The organism is Burkholderia sp. CpTa8-5 (assembly GCF_017815045.1).
Classification (GTDB): domain Bacteria; phylum Pseudomonadota; class Gammaproteobacteria; order Burkholderiales; family Burkholderiaceae; genus Burkholderia; species Burkholderia sola.
This window is the reverse complement of record NZ_JAGIQD010000032.1, coordinates 33,130-49,619: the sequence shown is the minus strand read 5'-3', so window position 1 is coordinate 49,619 and position 16,490 is coordinate 33,130. Positions and strand designations below refer to the sequence as shown.

General features: G+C 68.4%; 13 protein-coding genes. 10 read left to right on the top strand and 3 right to left on the bottom strand.

Annotated features, from left to right (window positions below; translation table 11 throughout):
* Positions 1–37: 37 nt before the first annotated feature.
* Both iolD and iolC read right to left on the bottom strand, forming a co-directional pair.
* On the bottom strand, positions 38–1,921 hold the full coding sequence (iolD, locus tag J8I35_RS30375) for a 3D-(3,5/4)-trihydroxycyclohexane-1,2-dione acylhydrolase (decyclizing) (protein ID WP_209928595.1): 1,884 nt from the start codon (positions 1,919–1,921) through the stop codon (positions 38–40).
* A 46-nt stretch (positions 1,922–1,967) separates the two neighbouring features.
* Complete coding sequence (gene iolC, locus J8I35_RS30370) at positions 1,968–3,926, bottom strand: 5-dehydro-2-deoxygluconokinase (RefSeq protein WP_209928594.1); 1,959 nt, start codon at positions 3,924–3,926, stop codon at positions 1,968–1,970.
* A 316-nt stretch (positions 3,927–4,242) separates the two neighbouring features.
* Here iolC and J8I35_RS30365 point away from each other — a divergent pair, with 316 nt between their 5' ends.
* The 8 genes from J8I35_RS30365 to J8I35_RS30330 all read left to right on the top strand — a co-directional run bounded on the left by J8I35_RS30365 (position 4,243) and on the right by J8I35_RS30330 (position 13,268).
* Complete coding sequence (locus tag J8I35_RS30365; protein ID WP_124595266.1) at positions 4,243–5,169, top strand: sugar ABC transporter substrate-binding protein; 927 nt, start codon at positions 4,243–4,245, stop codon at positions 5,167–5,169.
* Positions 5,170–5,237: 68 nt separating this feature from the next.
* Complete coding sequence (locus J8I35_RS30360) at positions 5,238–6,803, top strand: sugar ABC transporter ATP-binding protein (RefSeq protein ID WP_209928592.1); 1,566 nt, start codon at positions 5,238–5,240, stop codon at positions 6,801–6,803.
* Between the two features lie 26 nt (positions 6,804–6,829).
* On the top strand, positions 6,830–7,855 hold the full coding sequence (locus J8I35_RS30355; RefSeq protein WP_209928587.1) for an ABC transporter permease: 1,026 nt from the start codon (positions 6,830–6,832) through the stop codon (positions 7,853–7,855).
* Between the two features lie 76 nt (positions 7,856–7,931).
* Positions 7,932–8,843, top strand: a complete 912-nt coding sequence (locus tag J8I35_RS30350) for a sugar phosphate isomerase/epimerase (RefSeq protein ID WP_089439844.1) — start codon at positions 7,932–7,934, stop codon at positions 8,841–8,843.
* 59 nt (positions 8,844–8,902) lie between these two features.
* Complete coding sequence (locus J8I35_RS30345) at positions 8,903–9,916, top strand: Gfo/Idh/MocA family oxidoreductase (RefSeq protein ID WP_174954527.1); 1,014 nt, start codon at positions 8,903–8,905, stop codon at positions 9,914–9,916.
* A 32-nt stretch (positions 9,917–9,948) separates the two neighbouring features.
* Complete coding sequence (locus J8I35_RS30340) at positions 9,949–10,884, top strand: TIM barrel protein (RefSeq protein ID WP_209928585.1); 936 nt, start codon at positions 9,949–9,951, stop codon at positions 10,882–10,884.
* 53 nt (positions 10,885–10,937) lie between these two features.
* A complete protein-coding gene (locus tag J8I35_RS30335; protein ID WP_209928582.1) occupies positions 10,938–12,110 on the top strand; it encodes a Gfo/Idh/MocA family oxidoreductase in 1,173 nt (390 codons plus the stop codon).
* Positions 12,111–12,383: 273 nt separating this feature from the next.
* Positions 12,384–13,268 (top strand): MurR/RpiR family transcriptional regulator, encoded by an 885-nt coding sequence (locus tag J8I35_RS30330; RefSeq protein ID WP_209928577.1) that lies wholly within the window; start codon positions 12,384–12,386, stop codon positions 13,266–13,268.
* A gap of 57 nt (positions 13,269–13,325) precedes the next feature.
* Here J8I35_RS30330 and J8I35_RS30325 read toward each other — a convergent pair whose 3' ends face one another.
* Positions 13,326–14,846: a CoA-acylating methylmalonate-semialdehyde dehydrogenase gene (locus J8I35_RS30325; RefSeq protein ID WP_050017570.1), complete on the bottom strand. Its 1,521-nt coding sequence runs from the start codon at positions 14,844–14,846 to the stop codon at positions 13,326–13,328.
* Positions 14,847–14,958: 112 nt separating this feature from the next.
* On the opposite strand from J8I35_RS30325, the gene J8I35_RS30320 reads away from it, so the two are divergent.
* A complete protein-coding gene (locus tag J8I35_RS30320; RefSeq protein ID WP_050017569.1) occupies positions 14,959–15,894 on the top strand; it encodes a LysR family transcriptional regulator in 936 nt (311 codons plus the stop codon).
* A 117-nt stretch (positions 15,895–16,011) separates the two neighbouring features.
* Positions 16,012–16,239, top strand: a complete 228-nt coding sequence (locus tag J8I35_RS30315; protein ID WP_006402122.1) for a sulfurtransferase TusA family protein — start codon at positions 16,012–16,014, stop codon at positions 16,237–16,239.
* Positions 16,240–16,490 lie beyond the last annotated feature (251 nt).

Genomic DNA, 16,490 nt, shown 5'->3' with positions numbered 1-16,490 from the left:
TTGTTGTGTCGGCGCGGCCGATGGAAAGGGGCGCGGATCAGCGCCGCTGGCGGGTCTTCGCGTCGAGATACGCGCGGTGCGCCGCTTCGACGCCGGCGCGTTCGGACACCTGCGGCACCGCGACTTCCCACCACGCGCCGCCGTCGTCGGTCGTGCGCTGGTGCGTGGTGTCGATCACGAGCACCTGGCTCGTCGTCGCCGCCCGCGCGCGCTTCATTTCGTGGCGCAGCTCGCCGATGTCGCGCACGTGCACGGCTTCGGCGCCCATCGCGCGCGCATGCATCGCGAAGTCGATCGTCGAGCGTTCGCCGCCTTCGGGCACGCAGTCGTCGAGCATGTTGTTGAAGCTCGCGCCGCCGCAATTGAGTTGCAGCCGCTCGATGCAGCCGTAGCCGCGGTTGTCGAGGATCACGACGATGAGCTTGCGGCCGAGCATCACGGATGTCGCGAGTTCCGCGTTGAGCATCATGTACGAGCCGTCGCCGACGATCACGATCACTTCGCGCTCGGGCCGCGCGAGCTTCGCGCCGAGGCCGCCCGCGACCTCGTAGCCCATGCACGAATACGCATAATCCATGTGATAGTTGCCCGGCACGCCGCTGCGCCACAGCTTGTGCAACTCGGCCGGCAGCGTGCCGGCCGCGCAGACGACGAGATCGTCGCGCGCGCTGTCGCGTCCCGCGTCGGCCGCGGAGTCGCGCACCGCGCCGATCACTTCCGCATCGTACGGCAGCGTGTCCTTCGGAATCCGTGTGGTCAGGTCCGTCACGCGCGCGTTCCATGCGGCGGCCTGGTCGCGGTTCGCGGCGGTCCACGCCGGGTCGGCGCGCCAGCCGGCCAGCGCGGCCGACAGCTGGCCGAGGCCCGTGCGCGCATCGGCCACCAGTTGCCGGCCGCGTTTCTTGCCCGCGTCGAACGGCTGCACGTTCAGGCTCAGCAGCGTCGCGTCGCCGTAGAGCGCGTGCGAACCGGTCGTGAAATCCTGCAGCCGCGTGCCGACCGCGAACACGACGTCGGCCTGCGCGGCCGCGCGGTTCGCGGCGGGCGAGCCCGTCACGCCGATCGAGCCGAGGTTCAGCGGGTGGTCCCACGCGAGGCTGCCCTTGCCGGCCTGCGATTCGGCGACCGGCACGCCGTGCGTGTCGGCGAACGTGCGCAGCGCATCCCACGCCTGGCTGTACAGCACGCCGCCGCCCGCGACGATCAGCGGCTTCTTCGCGGCCTTCAGCATGTCGAGCGCATCGGCGAGCTCGAGTGCGTCGGCCGGCGGCCGGCGCATCCGGATCACCGGCGGCGCGAAGAAATCCTCGGGCCAGTCGTACGCGAAGGTCTGCACGTCCTGCGGCAGCGCGAGGCACACGGGCCCGCACTGCGCGGGATCGGTCATCACCTGGATCGCGCGCGGCAGCGCGACGAGCAATTGCTCGGGCGACGTGATGCGGTCGAAGTAGCGCGTGACGGGCCGGAAGCAGTCGTTCGCGCTGACGTCGCCCTGTTCGAAATCCTCGACCTGCTGCAGCACCGGGTCGGGCAGCCGCGACACGAACACGTCGCCGGGCAGCAACAGCAGCGGCAAGCGGCCGACGTGCGCGAGCGCGGCCGAGGTCAGCATGTTGGTCGCGCCGGGGCCGATGCTCGACGTCGCGGCCATCATCCGCTGGCGGAAATGCGCTTTCGCGAACGCGACGGCCGCGTTGGCCATCCCTTGCTCGTTGTGCGCGCGAAACGTCGGCAGCCGGTCCTTCTCCGCATGCAGCGCCTCGCCGAGCCCGGCCACGTTGCCGTGGCCGAAGATCGCGAACACGCCGCCGCAGTACGGCAGGATCTCGGTGCGGCCGTCGGGCTGGACGACTTCGGCGCGCAGGGCGGCCAGGTAGCGCACGAGCGCCTGGCTGACGGTCAGTCTTACGGTGGTGGTCATCGTCGGTCGATAGAGAGAAGTCGGGTGGTCGTCACGGGCACATGCATCAGGCCGCGGCGGCGGCGCGCGCGGCGGCCCGGCGGCCCAGCCACGCGTCGACCAGTTGCGCGAAGTTGCCGGCCACTTCGTCGATCAGCGCCTGGTCGTCGATCCGGCCCGCGAACCAGTTCAGCGACGCATCGGCCCACAGCGTGCGCCCGACCATGAAGCCCTTGACGATCGGGTTGGTCGCCGAGCGGAAGCTGTCGACGAGGTATTGCAGCGGCTGGTTCAGCCCGAGGATCACCGCGCCGCGGCAGTACGGGTCGCGCTCGGCGATCAGCGCGGCGAGCCGCGCCCAGCCGTCGGCGGTGAGCGGCGTGAGCTTCCACCATTCGGGCTTCACGCCGAGGTTGTAGAAGCGCGCGACCGTGCGCAGCACCGCGTCGTCCTCGGTGCCGGCCGGCGTGACCGCGCGCGGCGGAATCATTTCCAGCAGCAGCTCGTTGCCGCTCGCGCGCGTGGCTTCCCACAGCTCCAGCACGCGCTGCTCCTGTTCGACGCGCAGGTCGACGTGGTCGTCGGGGTGATAGTGGACGAGGCACTTCACGACCTGTTCGGTCGGCCAGTGCGTGAGCGACGAGCCAACCGAACGCGTGTCGTCGAACCGCAGCGGCCGCGAGCCCGGCAGCTCGACCGGGCGGCCGACCCACCAGCCGCGCCCGGTGGCCGACGCGAGCGCGTCGCTGCCGTACGCACCGCCGTCGATCAGCACGCCGACGTGGCCGGCGATCCCGCGATCGCGCTCGACCTGTTCGACCGCGCGCACGAGCAGGCGCTTCAATGTCTTGATCCGCGCTTCGTCCGCGCCGGCCTGCACCGCGAGCTCGTAGAACTGGCTGCGATGGTCGAACGCCATCACGCACAGGTCGTCCCATTCGCGGCGCGGCACCGTCACGCGATGCAGGTGCGCGAGCGTGCGGTCGGCGTCGACCTGCGGATTGCGGCTGCCGTCGAACCAGTGCGCGAGTTCGGCCGGCGTCGGCATCGCGGCCGAGCACGCGTGGCGCGACACGACGATCGCGCCGCACGCGTTCGCGATGCGCGTCGATTCGGCCCAGTCGCGCCCGCGCAGCAGCCCGGACAGCAGCCCCGACAGGAACGCGTCGCCCGCGCCGAGGACATTGAGCACGTCGACGCGCTCGCCGAGAAAGGTCGGCGCATCGTCGATGCGCGCGGGAACATCGCCTTCGATCACGCAGCAGCCGAGCGCGCCGCGCTTGACGACCAGCGTCGCGTTCGTGATCGAGCGCACCGCCTGCAACGACGCGATCAAATCATCCGGCACACCGCCCGCGATCAGGAATTCCTCCTCGGTGCCGACCAGCAGGTCGAATTCGCCGAGCACCTGCTGCAGCTGCCGTGTCACCTGCGCGTCGGGCACGTAGCGGTTTTCGCCGGCGCCGCGCGCGGTCAGCCCCCACAGCACCGGCCGGTAGTCGATGTCGAGGATCCGCACGGCGCCGTGGCGGCGCGCATACGTCAACGCGGTCAGCGACGCCTCGCGCGTGCCCGGCGTCGACAGATGCGTGCCGGTGATCGCCAGCGCGCGGCAACCGGCGATGAAGGCCTCGCTGATCTCGTCGGCGCGCACGGCCATGTCCGCGCAGTTCTCGCGCACGAACAGCAGCGGAAACGTATCGCGATCCTTCAGCCCGAGCAGCACCAGCGCGGTGAGGCGCTCGCGGTCGGTCTGCAACTGGCTCGTGTCGCAGCCTTCGCGCTCGAGCGTCTCGCGCAGGAAGCGGCCCATCTGCTCGTCGCCGACGCGCGAAATCATCGCGGTCTTCAGCCCGAGCCGCGCGACGCCGAACGCGACGTTGCCGGACGAGCCGCCGAGATACATCTGGAAGCTGCGCGCGTCCTCGAGGCGGCTGCCGTACTGCTGCGCATAGAGATCCACGGCCACGCGGCCGAGGCAGGCGAGATCGATGGGGCGGTCACTCGGAAAGTTCAGCAGGCTCATATCACGTGTCACGCTCGCGGCCGGCGTTCGGCGCTGCCGGCAGATTAGGGGACCGATCCGGCGGCGGCTGTCGCGGCAGGTGCTGCACGACGCGAGGCGGCCTGTCGCCGGGATTCGGGCTACGGAACGGAGTCTAGACTTTTTGGAAATCTAGTTCCCTAGGTGAAATCACGTAGAAATAAATTTCCAAATTTTCGAGGAAGTGATCTACAGTTTCATCCGGATGCTTCAGTCCCGATCGGACCAGATCGGACTCGGCCCGGCGGCGCGCAACGCGCCGTCTTCCGCCCCCCGGAGATGAGGAGACAGATTGATCATGAAGACCAAGCTGATGGCCGTCGCGGCCGCCGCGATCCTGGCTGCGCCGCTCGCGCATGCCGAGAAGATCGGCGTGACGATGGCATCGTTCGACGACACATTCCTGACCATCCTGCGCAACAGCATCGCCGATTCGGCGAAGAAGGACGGCGCGACGGTGCAGATCGAGGACGGCGGCAACGACGTCGGCAAGCAGTTGAGCCAGGTCCAGAACATGATCGCGCAGAAGGTCGACGCGATCATCGTGAACGCGGTCGATACCGACGCGACGCCGAAGATCACGAAGATGGTGGCCGCCGCGAAGATCCCGCTCGTCTACGTGAACCGCAAGCCGGTCGATTTCGACAAGCTGCCGGCCGGCGTCGCGGTCGTCGCGTCCGACGAAAAGCAGTCGGGCACGCTGCAGGCGCGCCAGGTGTGCAAGCTGCTCGGCGGCAAGGGCGACCTGCTGGTGCTGATGGGCGAGCTGTCCAACGAATCGGCGCGCGCCCGCACCAAGGACATCGAGGACGTGATCGCGACGAAGGATTGCGCGGGCATGAAGATCGTCGACAAGCGCGAAGGCAAGTGGAGCCGCACGCAGGGCCAGGACATCACGATGAACTGGCTGAGCTCCGGCACCAAGTTCGACGCGATCATCTCGAACAACGACGAAATGGCGATCGGCGCGATCAACGCGCTGAAGGCCGCACGCAAGCTGACGCCGAAGACGGTCGTCGCCGGCATCGACGCGACGCCGGACGGGCTCGCGGCGATGAAGGCCGGCGAGCTGAAGGTGTCGGTCTACCAGAACGCGACCGGGCAGGGCGCGCAGGCGGTAGCCGCGGCGCTCAAGCTGGCGAAGAAGCAGCCGGTCGATCGCTACGTGAACGTGCCGTTCGAACTCGTGACGCCGGAGAACATGAACCAGTACGCGAAGCACTGACCGGTTTTTCCGCTGAACTGCGCGGGCCCGGCGCGGCCGGGTTCGCGCGCGATTTTCGAGGTACGTCCATGTTTACAGCCAGGATCGCGCGCTCGACGGCCAGCGAAAGCGCACCGGCCGCTTCGTCCGCCGCGCCCGGTGCGCCCACGGCCGACTGCGTGCTCGAAGTGCGCGGCGTCGGCAAGTCCTTTCCCGGCGTCGTCGCGCTCGACGGCGTGCAGTTCCGCGTGCGCCGCGGCACCGTGCATGCGCTGATGGGCGAGAACGGCGCCGGCAAGTCCACGCTGATGAAGATCATCGCGGGCGTCTACACGCCCGACCAGGGCGAAATCCTGATCAACGGCGAACCGGTCGTGCTGAACGGCCCGCTCGATGCGCTCGACCGAGGCATCGCGATGATCCATCAGGAACTCAACCTGATGCCGTACATGACGGTCGCGGAGAACATCTGGATTCGCCGCGAACCGAAGAACCGCTTCGGCCTGATCGATCACGCGGCGCTGCGCCGCCGCACGGCCGCGCTGTTCGAGCGGCTGTCGATCGACATCGATCCGGAGACCGACGTGCGCACGCTGACGGTCGCGAGCCGGCAGATGGTCGAGATCGCGAAGGCCGTGTCGTTCGACTCGGACGTGCTGATCATGGACGAGCCGACCTCCGCGCTGACCGACAAGGAAGTCACGCACCTGTTCCGGATCATTCGCCAGCTCCGCGAGCAGGGCAAGGGCATCGTCTACATCACGCACAAGATGAACGAGCTGTTCGAGATCGCCGACGAGTTCTCGGTGTTCCGCGACGGCAAGTACATCGGCACGCATGCGTCGAGCGACGTCACGCGCGACGACATCATCCGCATGATGGTCGGGCGCGAGATCACGCAGATGTTCCCGAAGGAGGAGGTGCCGATCGGCGAGGTCGTGCTGTCGGTGCGGAACCTCGGCGTCGACGGCGTGTTCCGCGACGTGAGCTTCGAGCTGCGCGCGGGCGAGATCCTCGGCGTGGCCGGCCTCGTCGGCTCGGGGCGCTCGAACGTCGCGGAGGCGCTGTTCGGCGTCGTGCCGGCCACGTCGGGCGAGATCCGCATCGACGGCAAGCCGGTGCGGATCGCGACGCCCGCGCAGGCGATGAAGCACGGGATGGCGTTCCTCACCGAGGACCGCAAGGATTCCGGCTGCTTCCTGAATCTCGACCTGCTCGCGAACATGGAAGCGGCGGTGCTCAGCCGTCGCTACGTGAAGTTCAACTTCGTGCAGCACGCGCAACTGAAGCGCGACTGCGAGGAAATGAGCCGGATGCTGCGCGTGAAGTCGCCCGGGCTGCACGAGGAAATCCAGAACCTGTCGGGCGGCAACCAGCAGAAGGTGCTGATCGGTCGATGGTTGCTCACGCAACCGCGCATCCTGATCCTCGACGAACCGACGCGCGGCATCGACGTCGGCGCGAAGGCCGAGATCCACCGGCTCGTCAGCGCGCTCGCCGGCAAGGGCGTCGCGGTGCTGATGATCTCGTCGGAAATGCCGGAAGTGCTGGGGATGAGCGATCGCGTGATGGTGATGCACGAAGGGCGCATGACCGGCATCGTCGATCGCAAGGACGCCGACCAGGTCCGCATCATGGATCTCGCGTCGCGCTGAGCCGAAACAAGATTGGAGACACTGAAATGGGCAACCTGAACCCGGTCGCGGATGCGCAGACCATGACCCTCAAGTCGCGGCATGCGAAGTGGCCGCCCGAACTGAGCATCTTCCTCGTGCTGGTCGGCATCAGCCTGTTCTTCGAGATCGTCGGCTGGGTCGTCGTCGGCCAGAGCTTCCTGTTCAATGCCGAGCGGCTCGAGATCATCGTGCTGCAGATGGCCGTGATCGGCATCATCGCGGTCGGCGTGAACCTCGTGATCATCACCAGCGGGATCGACCTGTCGTCGGGGTCGGTCGTCGCGGCGGCCGCCGTCGTATCGGCGAGCCTCGCGCAGGTGTCCGACTTCCCGCGCGCGGTGTTTCCGCACCTCACCGACCTGCCGATCATCTGGCCGGTGCTGGCCGGCGTGTGCGTCGGGCTGCTGGTCGGCCTGCTGAACGGCACGCTGATCGCGATGACGGGCATCCCGCCGTTCATCGCGACGCTCGGCACGATGGTCGCCGCGCGCGGTTTCGCGAAGTGGTTCACCAACGGGATGCCGGTGTCGATGCTGACCGACCCGTTCGCGGCGATCGGTGCGGGCGCCAACCCGGTGATCATCTTCGTCGTGATCGCCGCGATCTTCCACGTCGTGCTGCGCTACACGCGCTTCGGCAAGTACACCTATGCGATCGGCGCGAACCGCCATGCGGCCGTCGTGTCGGGCATCAACGTCACGCGGCACCTGATCTTCGTCTATGCGATCGCGGGCCTGTTGAGCGGCATCGCGGGGACCGTGACCGCCGCGCGTGCGATCTCCGGCCAGTCGGGCATGGGCGTGATGTACGAGCTCGATGCGATCGCGGCCGTCGTGATCGGCGGCACGTCGCTGTCGGGCGGCCTCGGCCGCGTGACGGGCACCGTGATCGGCGTGTTGATCCTCGGCGTGATGACGTCGGGCTTCACGTTCATTCGCATCGACGCGTATTACCAGGAGATGGTGAAGGGCGCGATCATCGTCGCGGCCGTGATCGCCGACCAGTACCGCAACAAGAAGAAGCGCCGCTGACCCGTCATGCATCGCCGGGCGGGGGCGGCACGTGCCGCCGCCTGCGTCCGGCACCTGTCACCGTCGAGGAGATTCGATGAAGATCGCGCTGGACCCCTACATGATTCGACACCTGCCGCTCGACCGCCTGCCGCACGCGGTGGCCGAGCTTGGCTACGACCAGATCGAGCTGTCGCCGCGCAGCGACTTTCTCGACTGGTGGGTGATGCCGCGCGCCACGCGCGAGCGGATGGCCGCATTCCGGCAGGCGATGCGCGCGAGCGGCGTCGGCCTCGCGTCGCTGCAGCCGATGTACCGCTGGGCGAGCCCGTTCGAGGACGAGCGCCAGTGGGCGGTGCGCTGCTGGAAGAAGGCGATCGAGGTGGCGGTCGAGATGGAGTGCGCGCTGATGGTGTCGGAGTTCGGGCGCGGCGCGTCGCCCGAGCGCTCGGTCGGCGAACGGCCGGGTGCGAACCCCAAGGAGCTGTGCGAAGCCGCGTGGTTCCGGTCGATGGACGAGCTGTTGCCGATCCTCGAGCGCGAACGCATCGTGCTGTCGGTCGAGCCGCATCCGGAGGACTGGATCGAGCAGCTGCAGCCGGCGATCGACATCGTCACGAACCTCGGCTCGCCGTCGCTGAAGCTGTCGTATATCGCACCGCACACGTTCTACTACGGCGACGACATGGCCGCGATGATCGCGCAGGCCGCGCCGATCCTCGCGCATGTGCGCGTGGCCGATACCTTCGACCACCGCAAGAGCAGCCAGCTGCGCTACATCGTGAACCCGCCCGGCTCGAACCAGATTCGCGTGCACCAGCATCTCGACATCGGGCAGGGCGAGATCGACTGGGACGTGTTCTTTCGCGCGCTCGGCGCGGCAGGCTTCGACGGCGTGATGTCGTCGTGCGTGTTCGCGTGGGAGGACCGCGCGGAAGCGTCGTCGCGCTACATGCGCGACACGATCCAGCGCTACGTCGATCGTCATTTCGATCGCACCGCGCGCTGACGGATGACTGACCGGTGCGGCGCGTGCCGCACCGCCAATGAACGACTGGAGACTCCTAGATGACCTTGCAAATCGGCGTGATCGGCTGCGGTGCGATCGGCCAGGACCATATTCGCAGACTGACCCGCACGCTGTCCGGCGCGCGCGTCGTGGCCGTCAACGACATCGATCCGCAGCAGGCGCGTGACGCGGTGACGAAGTACGGGCTCGATGCGGAGATCTACGGCGACGGCCACGAGGTGGTCGCGGCCGCCGACGTGCAGGCCGTGCTCGTCACGTCGTGGGGGCCGACGCACGAAGCGTTCGTGCTCGACGCGATCGCGCACGGCAAGCCCGTGTTCTGCGAGAAGCCGCTCGCCGTCACGGCCGAAGGCTGCATGCGGATCGTCGAAGCCGAAGTCGCGCACGGCAAGCGGCTCGTGCAGGTCGGCTTCATGCGGCCGTACGACGAAGGCTATCGCGCGCTGAAGCGCGTGATCGACAGCGGCGAGATCGGCGCACCGCTGATGCTGCATTGCGCGCACCGTAACCAGTCGGTCGGCGAGCGCTACACGACCGACATGGCGATCACCGACACGCTGATCCACGAACTCGACGTGCTGCGCTGGCTGCTCGGCGAGGACTACGTGAGCACACAGGTCGTTTATCCGAAGAAGACGCGCCACGCGTCCGCCCATCTCGCCGATCCGCAGATCGTGCTGCTGGAAACCGCGAGCGGCGTGCGCATCGACGTCGAGATCTTCGTGAACTGCCAGTACGGCTATGACATCCAGTGCGAGGTGGTGGGCGAGCAGGGCATCGCGAAGCTGCCCGATCCGCCGGCCGTCGGGCTCAAGCATGCGGCGCGGCAGTCGGTCGAAATCATGACCGACTGGAAGGAGCGCTTCATCGCGTCGTACGACGTCGAGCTGCAGGCGTTCATCGACGGCGTGCGGGCGCAGGCGCTCACCGGGCCGTCGGCCTGGGACGGCTACGCGGCGGCGGTCGCGGCCGACGCCTGCGTGCGTGCACAGAAGAGCGGGGCGGTCGAACCGATCGCGATGGCCGAACGCCCTGCGTTCTATCGCGGCTGAACCGCAGCCGCCTGTTTGCCGGACTGACCGACATGACGATGAAGATAGGTTGCGCACCGTGCTGCTGGGGTGTCGACGATGTGAAGAACCCGCACCTGCCGCCGTGGCGGCACGTGCTCGCCGAGGCCGCACAGGCCGGCTACTCGGGCATCGAGCTCGGGCCATACGGCTACATCCCGCTCGACCTCGACGTGGTGAGCGCCGAGCTCGAGCGGCAGCGCCTGAGCATCACCGCCGGCACGATTTTCGACGATCTGGTGTCGCCGGAGAACCTGCCGAACCTGTTGCGCCAGACGCGCGAGATCTGCGCGCTGATCACGCGGCTGCCGAAGCTGCCGAAGCTGCCGACGCAGGACGGCCAGCGCTACGCGGCGCCGTACCTCGTCGTGATCGACTGGGGCCACGAGGAACGCGACTACGCGGCGGGCCACGGCGAGCGCGCACCGCGGCTGTCGGACGAAAGCTGGGCGGCGATGGTCGACCACATCCGGCAGATCGCGACGATCGCACGCGACGAATTCGGCGTGCGCGCGGTGATCCATCCGCATGCGGGCGGCTACATCGAGTTCGCGGACGAGATCGACCGGATCGTCGCCGACATTCCGGCCGACACGGCCGGCATCTGTCTCGACACGGGCCACCTGTATTACTCGGGCATGGACCCGGAAACGTGGCTGCGCCGCCATGCGGCACGGCTCGACTACGTGCATTTCAAGGACATCGACGCGGCCGTGTACGACGCCGTGATGGGCGAGCACATCGCGTTCTTCGCCGCCTGCGCGCGCGGCGTGATGTGCCCGATCGGCACCGGCGTGCTCGACTACCGGTCGATCCGGCAGGCGCTCGACGATATCGGCTATGCGGGCTATATCACGATCGAGCAGGAGCGCGACCCGCGCAACGCCGGCACGAGCCTGCGCGACGTCGCCGCGAGCCGCGCGTTTCTCGCGTCGGCCGGCTTCGCGTGATCCACCGCATCACGCCCACCCTGAACTGAACACGCACCAGGAACACCACCATCATGATTGACGGACAGATTCTGCTTGGACATTCGATTCGCTGGGGCATGGTCGGCGGCGGGCTCGGCAGCCAGATCGGCTACAGCCACCGGTCGGCCGCGCTGCGCGACGGCAGCTTCCAGCTGGTTGCGGGCGCATTCGATATCGATCCCGAACGCGGCCGGCAGTTCGGCGTGAAGCTCGGCGTCGCGGCCGAGCGCTGCTATCCCGACTACGCGGCGATGTTCGACGCCGAGGCGCGCCGCCCGGACGGCATCCGCGCGGTATCGATCGCGACGCCGAACAACACGCACTTCGAGATCTGCCGCGCCGCGCTGAACGCGGGGCTGCACGTGGTCTGCGAGAAGCCGCTGTGCTTCACGACCGAGGAAGCCGAGGCGCTGCAGCGGCTGTCGGTCGAGAAGAACCGGATCGTCGGCGTCGCGTACGGTTATTCCGGACACCAGATGATCGAGCAGGCGCGCGAGATGATCGCGCGCGGCGACCTCGGCGAGATCCGCATCGTGCAGATGCAGTTCGCGCACGGCTTTCACAGCGAGGGCGTCGAGGCCGCGAGCGCGGCCGCGCGCTGGCGCGTCGATCCGAAGTTCGCGGGCCCGAGCTACGTGCTCGGCGACATCGGCACGCATCCGCTGTATATCTCCGAGGTGATGGCGCCGGAACTGAAGATCAAGCGGCTGATGTGTTCGCGGCAGAGTTTCGTGAAGAGCCGCGCGCCGCTCGAGGACAACGCGTTCACGATCATGGAATACGACACCGGCGCGATCGGCTACGTGTGGTCGAGCGCGGTGAACGCCGGCTCGATGCACGGGCAGAAGGTGCGCGTGATCGGTTCGAAGGCGAGCATCGAATGGTGGGATGAACACCCGAACCAGTTGCGCTACGAAGTCCAGGGGCAGCCCGCACAGGTGCTCGATCGCGGAATGCCGTACCTGCATCCGCACGCATTGCGCGAGGACCGCATCGGCGCCGGGCATCCGGAAGGGCTGTTCGACGCATGGTCGAATCTCTACGCGCGCTTCGCGCTCGCGATGGACGCGGCCGATCGCGGCGACGCCGCGGCGGTGCAGGCGATCCGTATTCCGGACGTGCACGCGGGCGTCGAAGGCGTGCGCTGGGTCGAGAACTGCGTGCGTTCGGCCGACGCGGGCGGCGTGTGGGTCGACTATCGCTGAACGGAGGCGGGCCGGCTGCGCCGCGCTTCGTCGCGACGGCCGGCCTCGGTACACACCCTGATCTTTACGCCGCCGCGAGCGCGTTGGACAATCGCTCCCAGTCTTGCCGTGGAGCGTATGCAAGCGATGATCGAGCGCGTGGGAGCGAGCAGGCGGCGCGGGCCGTGCCGCAAACGTGATTAAATTCGCCCTTCATGCATGTATCCAGTCGAGCCCCGGGCCGCGCCGGCCAGCCACGCGCGCGCACCGGGGCCGTCAACTTCGCGCTATCCGATGAGTTCATCCGAGAAACCTCCCGCCACCGTCGAGGCGTTCCTGCAGCACCTGACGCAGGAGTACGACGGCCTCAGCAATCGCCTGAAGGTGATCGCGCGCCACGTGGAAACGCATCGGGACCAGCTTGGGCTGGAGGGCATCCAGTCGCTCGCGGAAGCCTGCGGCGTGCAGCCGTCGGCCGTCGTGCGCTTCGCGAAGCACTTCGGCTTCTCCGGGTTCTCCGAGATGCAGCGGCTGTTCCGCGAAGGGCTCGCGCAGCAGATCGCGCCGGGCCGTGCGTACAACCTGCGCGTGCGCGACGTGATCGAATCGGGTTCGTCGAGCCTGCAACCCGAACAGATCGCCGACGAATTCATCAAGGGCAGCATTGCCGGGATGCAGCAGTTGCGGCAGACGCTCGACTCGCAGGCGCTCGCGCAGGCGGTCGACCTGCTCGCCGATACGCAGACGATCTGGATCGCCGGGTCGCGGCGCGCGTTTCCGATCGCCGTGTATCTGGACTATGCGCTGCAGCACACCGACAAGCGCATCGGGCTGTTCAGCGCGCTCGGCAGCATGCATCTCGGGCAGATCCGGTCGGTGCGCGAAGGCGACGTGATGATCGTGATCTCGTTCATGCCGTACGCGGACGAGACGGTACAGGTCGCGCAGCAGGCCGCGCAGCGCGGTGCGCGGCTGATCGCGATCACCGACAGCCGGATGAGCCCGCTCGCGCGGGAGGCGGAAGTGACGCTGATGGTGCAGGACAGCGCGACGTTCGGCTTTCGCGCGCTGACGGCGACGATGGGCCTTGCGCAGAGCCTGTTCGTCGCGCTCGCGTACCGGCTCGAGCTGTCGTACCTGCCGACCGCCGACGGCGCGCACGGCACGAAGGCCGGTTGATCTCGGCTACCGGTGGGCCGCCCGCCGAACGGATCGACGGGCGGCCCACCGGCCGGCTTACTTCGCGGTCGGCATCGCGAATTCGGCGCCCTTGCCGATGCTCGACGACCAGCGCTGCATCACAGACTTCTGGCGCGTGTAGAAGCGCACGCCTTCCTCGCCGTACGCGTGCATGTCGCCGAACAGGCTCTTCTTCCAGCCGCCGAAGCCGTGCCAGGCCATCGGCACCGGGATCGGCACGTTGATGCCGACCATCCCGACCTGGATGCGCCGCGCGAATTCGCGCGCGATCCCGCCGTCGCTCGTGAAGCACGACACGCCGTTGCCGAACTCGTGCGCATTGATCAGGTCGACCGCTTCGCCGAAATCCTTCACGCGCACGCAGCCGAGCACCGGCCCGAAGATTTCTTCCTTGTAGATCCGCATGTCGGGCGTGACGTGATCGAACAGCGTGCCGCCGGTGAAGAAGCCGGCCTCGCGGCCCGGCACGCGCAGCCCGCGGCCGTCGACCACCAGTTGCGCGCCTTCGTTCACGCCTTGCTCGATATAGCCTTCGATGCGCTTGAGCGCTTCGCCGGTGACGATCGGGCCCATCTCGACTTCCGGCGACATCCCGTCGCCGATCACCAGCTTGCGCGCGCGCTCGGCGACCGCCGGCACGATCCTATCGGCCACGTCGCCGACCAGTACCGCGATGCTGATCGCCATGCAGCGCTCGCCGGCCGAGCCGTACGCGGCGCCGATCAGCGCATCGACCGCCTGCTCGATGTTCGCGTCGGGCATCACGACGAGATGGTTCTTCGCGCCGCCCAGCGCTTGCACGCGCTTGCCCGACTGCACCGCGCGCTGCTGCACGTAGGCCGCGATCGGCGTCGAGCCGACGAAGCTGACGGCCTGCACGTCCGGGTGGTCGAGCAGCGCATCGACCGCGCCCTTGTCGCCCTGCACGACGTTGAACACGCCGGCCGGGAGGCCGGCCTGCGTGAGCAGGTCGGCGATGAACAGCGCGGCCGACGGGTCGCGCTCGCTCGGCTTCAGCACGAACGTGTTGCCCGTCGCGATCGCGACCGGGAACATCCAGCACGGCACCATGCACGGGAAGTTGAACGGCGTGATGCCCGCGACGACGCCGAGCGGCTGGCGCATCGTCCAGTTGTCGATGCCGGTGCTGACCTGGTCGGTGAAGTCGCCCTTCAGCAGTTGCGGCACGCCGCACGCGAATTCGACGATGTCGATGCCGCGCGCGACTTCGCCCTGCGCGTCGGAGAACACCTTGCCGTGCTCGGCCGTGATGATCGCAGCCAGCGTGTCGCGGTGCTCGTTCATCAGTTGCAGGAAGCGGTGCAGCACGCGCGCGCGGCGGATCGGCGGCGTCGCGGCCCAGTCCGGGAACGCGGCGTGGGCGGACGCGACGGCCCGCTCGACTTCGTCGTTGCCGGCGAGCGCGACGCGGCGCACCGCGCGGCCGAGCGACGGGTTGAGCACGTCCTGGAAGCGGCCGCTGCGGCCGGCGACGGGCGCGCCGTCGATGTAGTGGCCGACGTCGGCGTCGGACGTATACGCGGGAACCGTGGTCATGCGTGTCTCCTGGGGGGATGAGAGCGGAACAGCGCCTAGTCTAGGGAAACCGGCAGGGCGGGAGAAGACCGCGCAGCTTGATTCACTGTTCAGAATTCTGAATAATCACTGGATGAATCAGCAAAATGTCCAGGCCCTCTGGCCGCATATCCATTCGCTGACGGTGCTGGCCGCGGCCGGCAGTTTCACGGCCGCCGCGCAGCGGCTCGGCATCAGCAAGGCCGCGATGAGCCAGCGCATCGCCGATCTCGAAAAGGCGGCCGGCGTGCCGCTCGTGCGCCGCACCACGCGCAGCGTGCGGCTCACCGATGCGGGCCAGACGCTCGTCGACAGCACGCGCGACGCGTTCGAGTCGATCGGCCAGCATTTCGCGCGCGTGAAGGACCTCGCCGGCGAGCCGCGCGGGCTGCTGCGCCTGACGGTGCCGGTCGCGCTCGGGCGCCAGCAGGTCGTGCCGCACCTGCCCGATTTCCTGCGCCAGCATCCGGGCGTGCAGATCGAGCTCGACCTGTCGGACCGCCTGCATTCGCTGACGCAGGAGGGCTTCGATCTCGCGATCCGCCATACGACCACCGCGCCGCAGACCCACGTCGCGTGGAAGCTGTGCGACACGCGTTCGCTGCTGGTCGCGAGCCGCGACTATCTCGACGCGCGCGGCGCGCCGCGCCACCCGAGCGAGCTCGTCGATCACAGCTGCCTGTGCTATCTGCGCGAGCACGAGCCGGCCGCGTGGAGCTTCGAGCCGGACGGCCGCCGCCGCGAGCGCGTGAGCGTGCCGGTGCGCGGCAGTTTCGCGGCGAACAACAGCGAGGCGATGCGCGAGGCCGCGCTCGGCGGGCTCGGCATCGCGCTGCTGCCCGATTTCAGCGCGCGGCGCGATCTCGACGCCGGCCGGCTCGTCGCGCTGCTCGACGGCTGGCGGCCGTCGGGCGCGTTCGGCGACCACATTTTCGCGATCCGCCCGTACAGCCCGGTCGTCCCGAGTGCGGTGCGCGCGCTCGTGCGGCACCTGCGCGAACGGCTCGCGGGCGGCTTCTCCGGCGCGTGAGCCGGGTGCCGGCGGGCGCCTGGCCGTGGGCGGCCCGGGCAAGCGCGGCGGCGCTGCGGTAAAATCGCCGCTTCCTCCCGCGCCACGTATGGCGCGTCATTCGAAGGTCGACAGCCGATGCAGATTCACAAGGAAGTGGACGCGCGCGGGCTCAATTGCCCGTTGCCGATCCTGCGTGCCAAGAAAGCGCTTGCCGATATGGAAAGCGGGCAGATCCTCAAGGTGCTCGCGACCGATCCGGGCTCGCAGCGCGATTTCGCCGCGTTCGCGAAGCAGACGGGCAACGAGATCGTCGAATCGACGACCCAGGACAAGACCTTCGTATTCCTGATGCGCCGCCGCTGAAGGCGCGCATCACGTGTCCCGCCGCGCCGGGCACCTCGCCGGCTGTCCCTGGCCCGGTGTCCTTGCCCAGGCTCCTGTTCCATTGGAAGCGCCGGCCACACTTCTCTGACAATTCTTAAACCTCGTTGCGCGACCGGCTGCGTATACTGACCCGGCCGGTCGTCCGCTCCCAGCGGAGGCGCCGGCCACGGTACGTCGCACGGCGGGCTCGGGGGCCATGCCTGACGCTACCGTCGTACAACGGGGAGAGG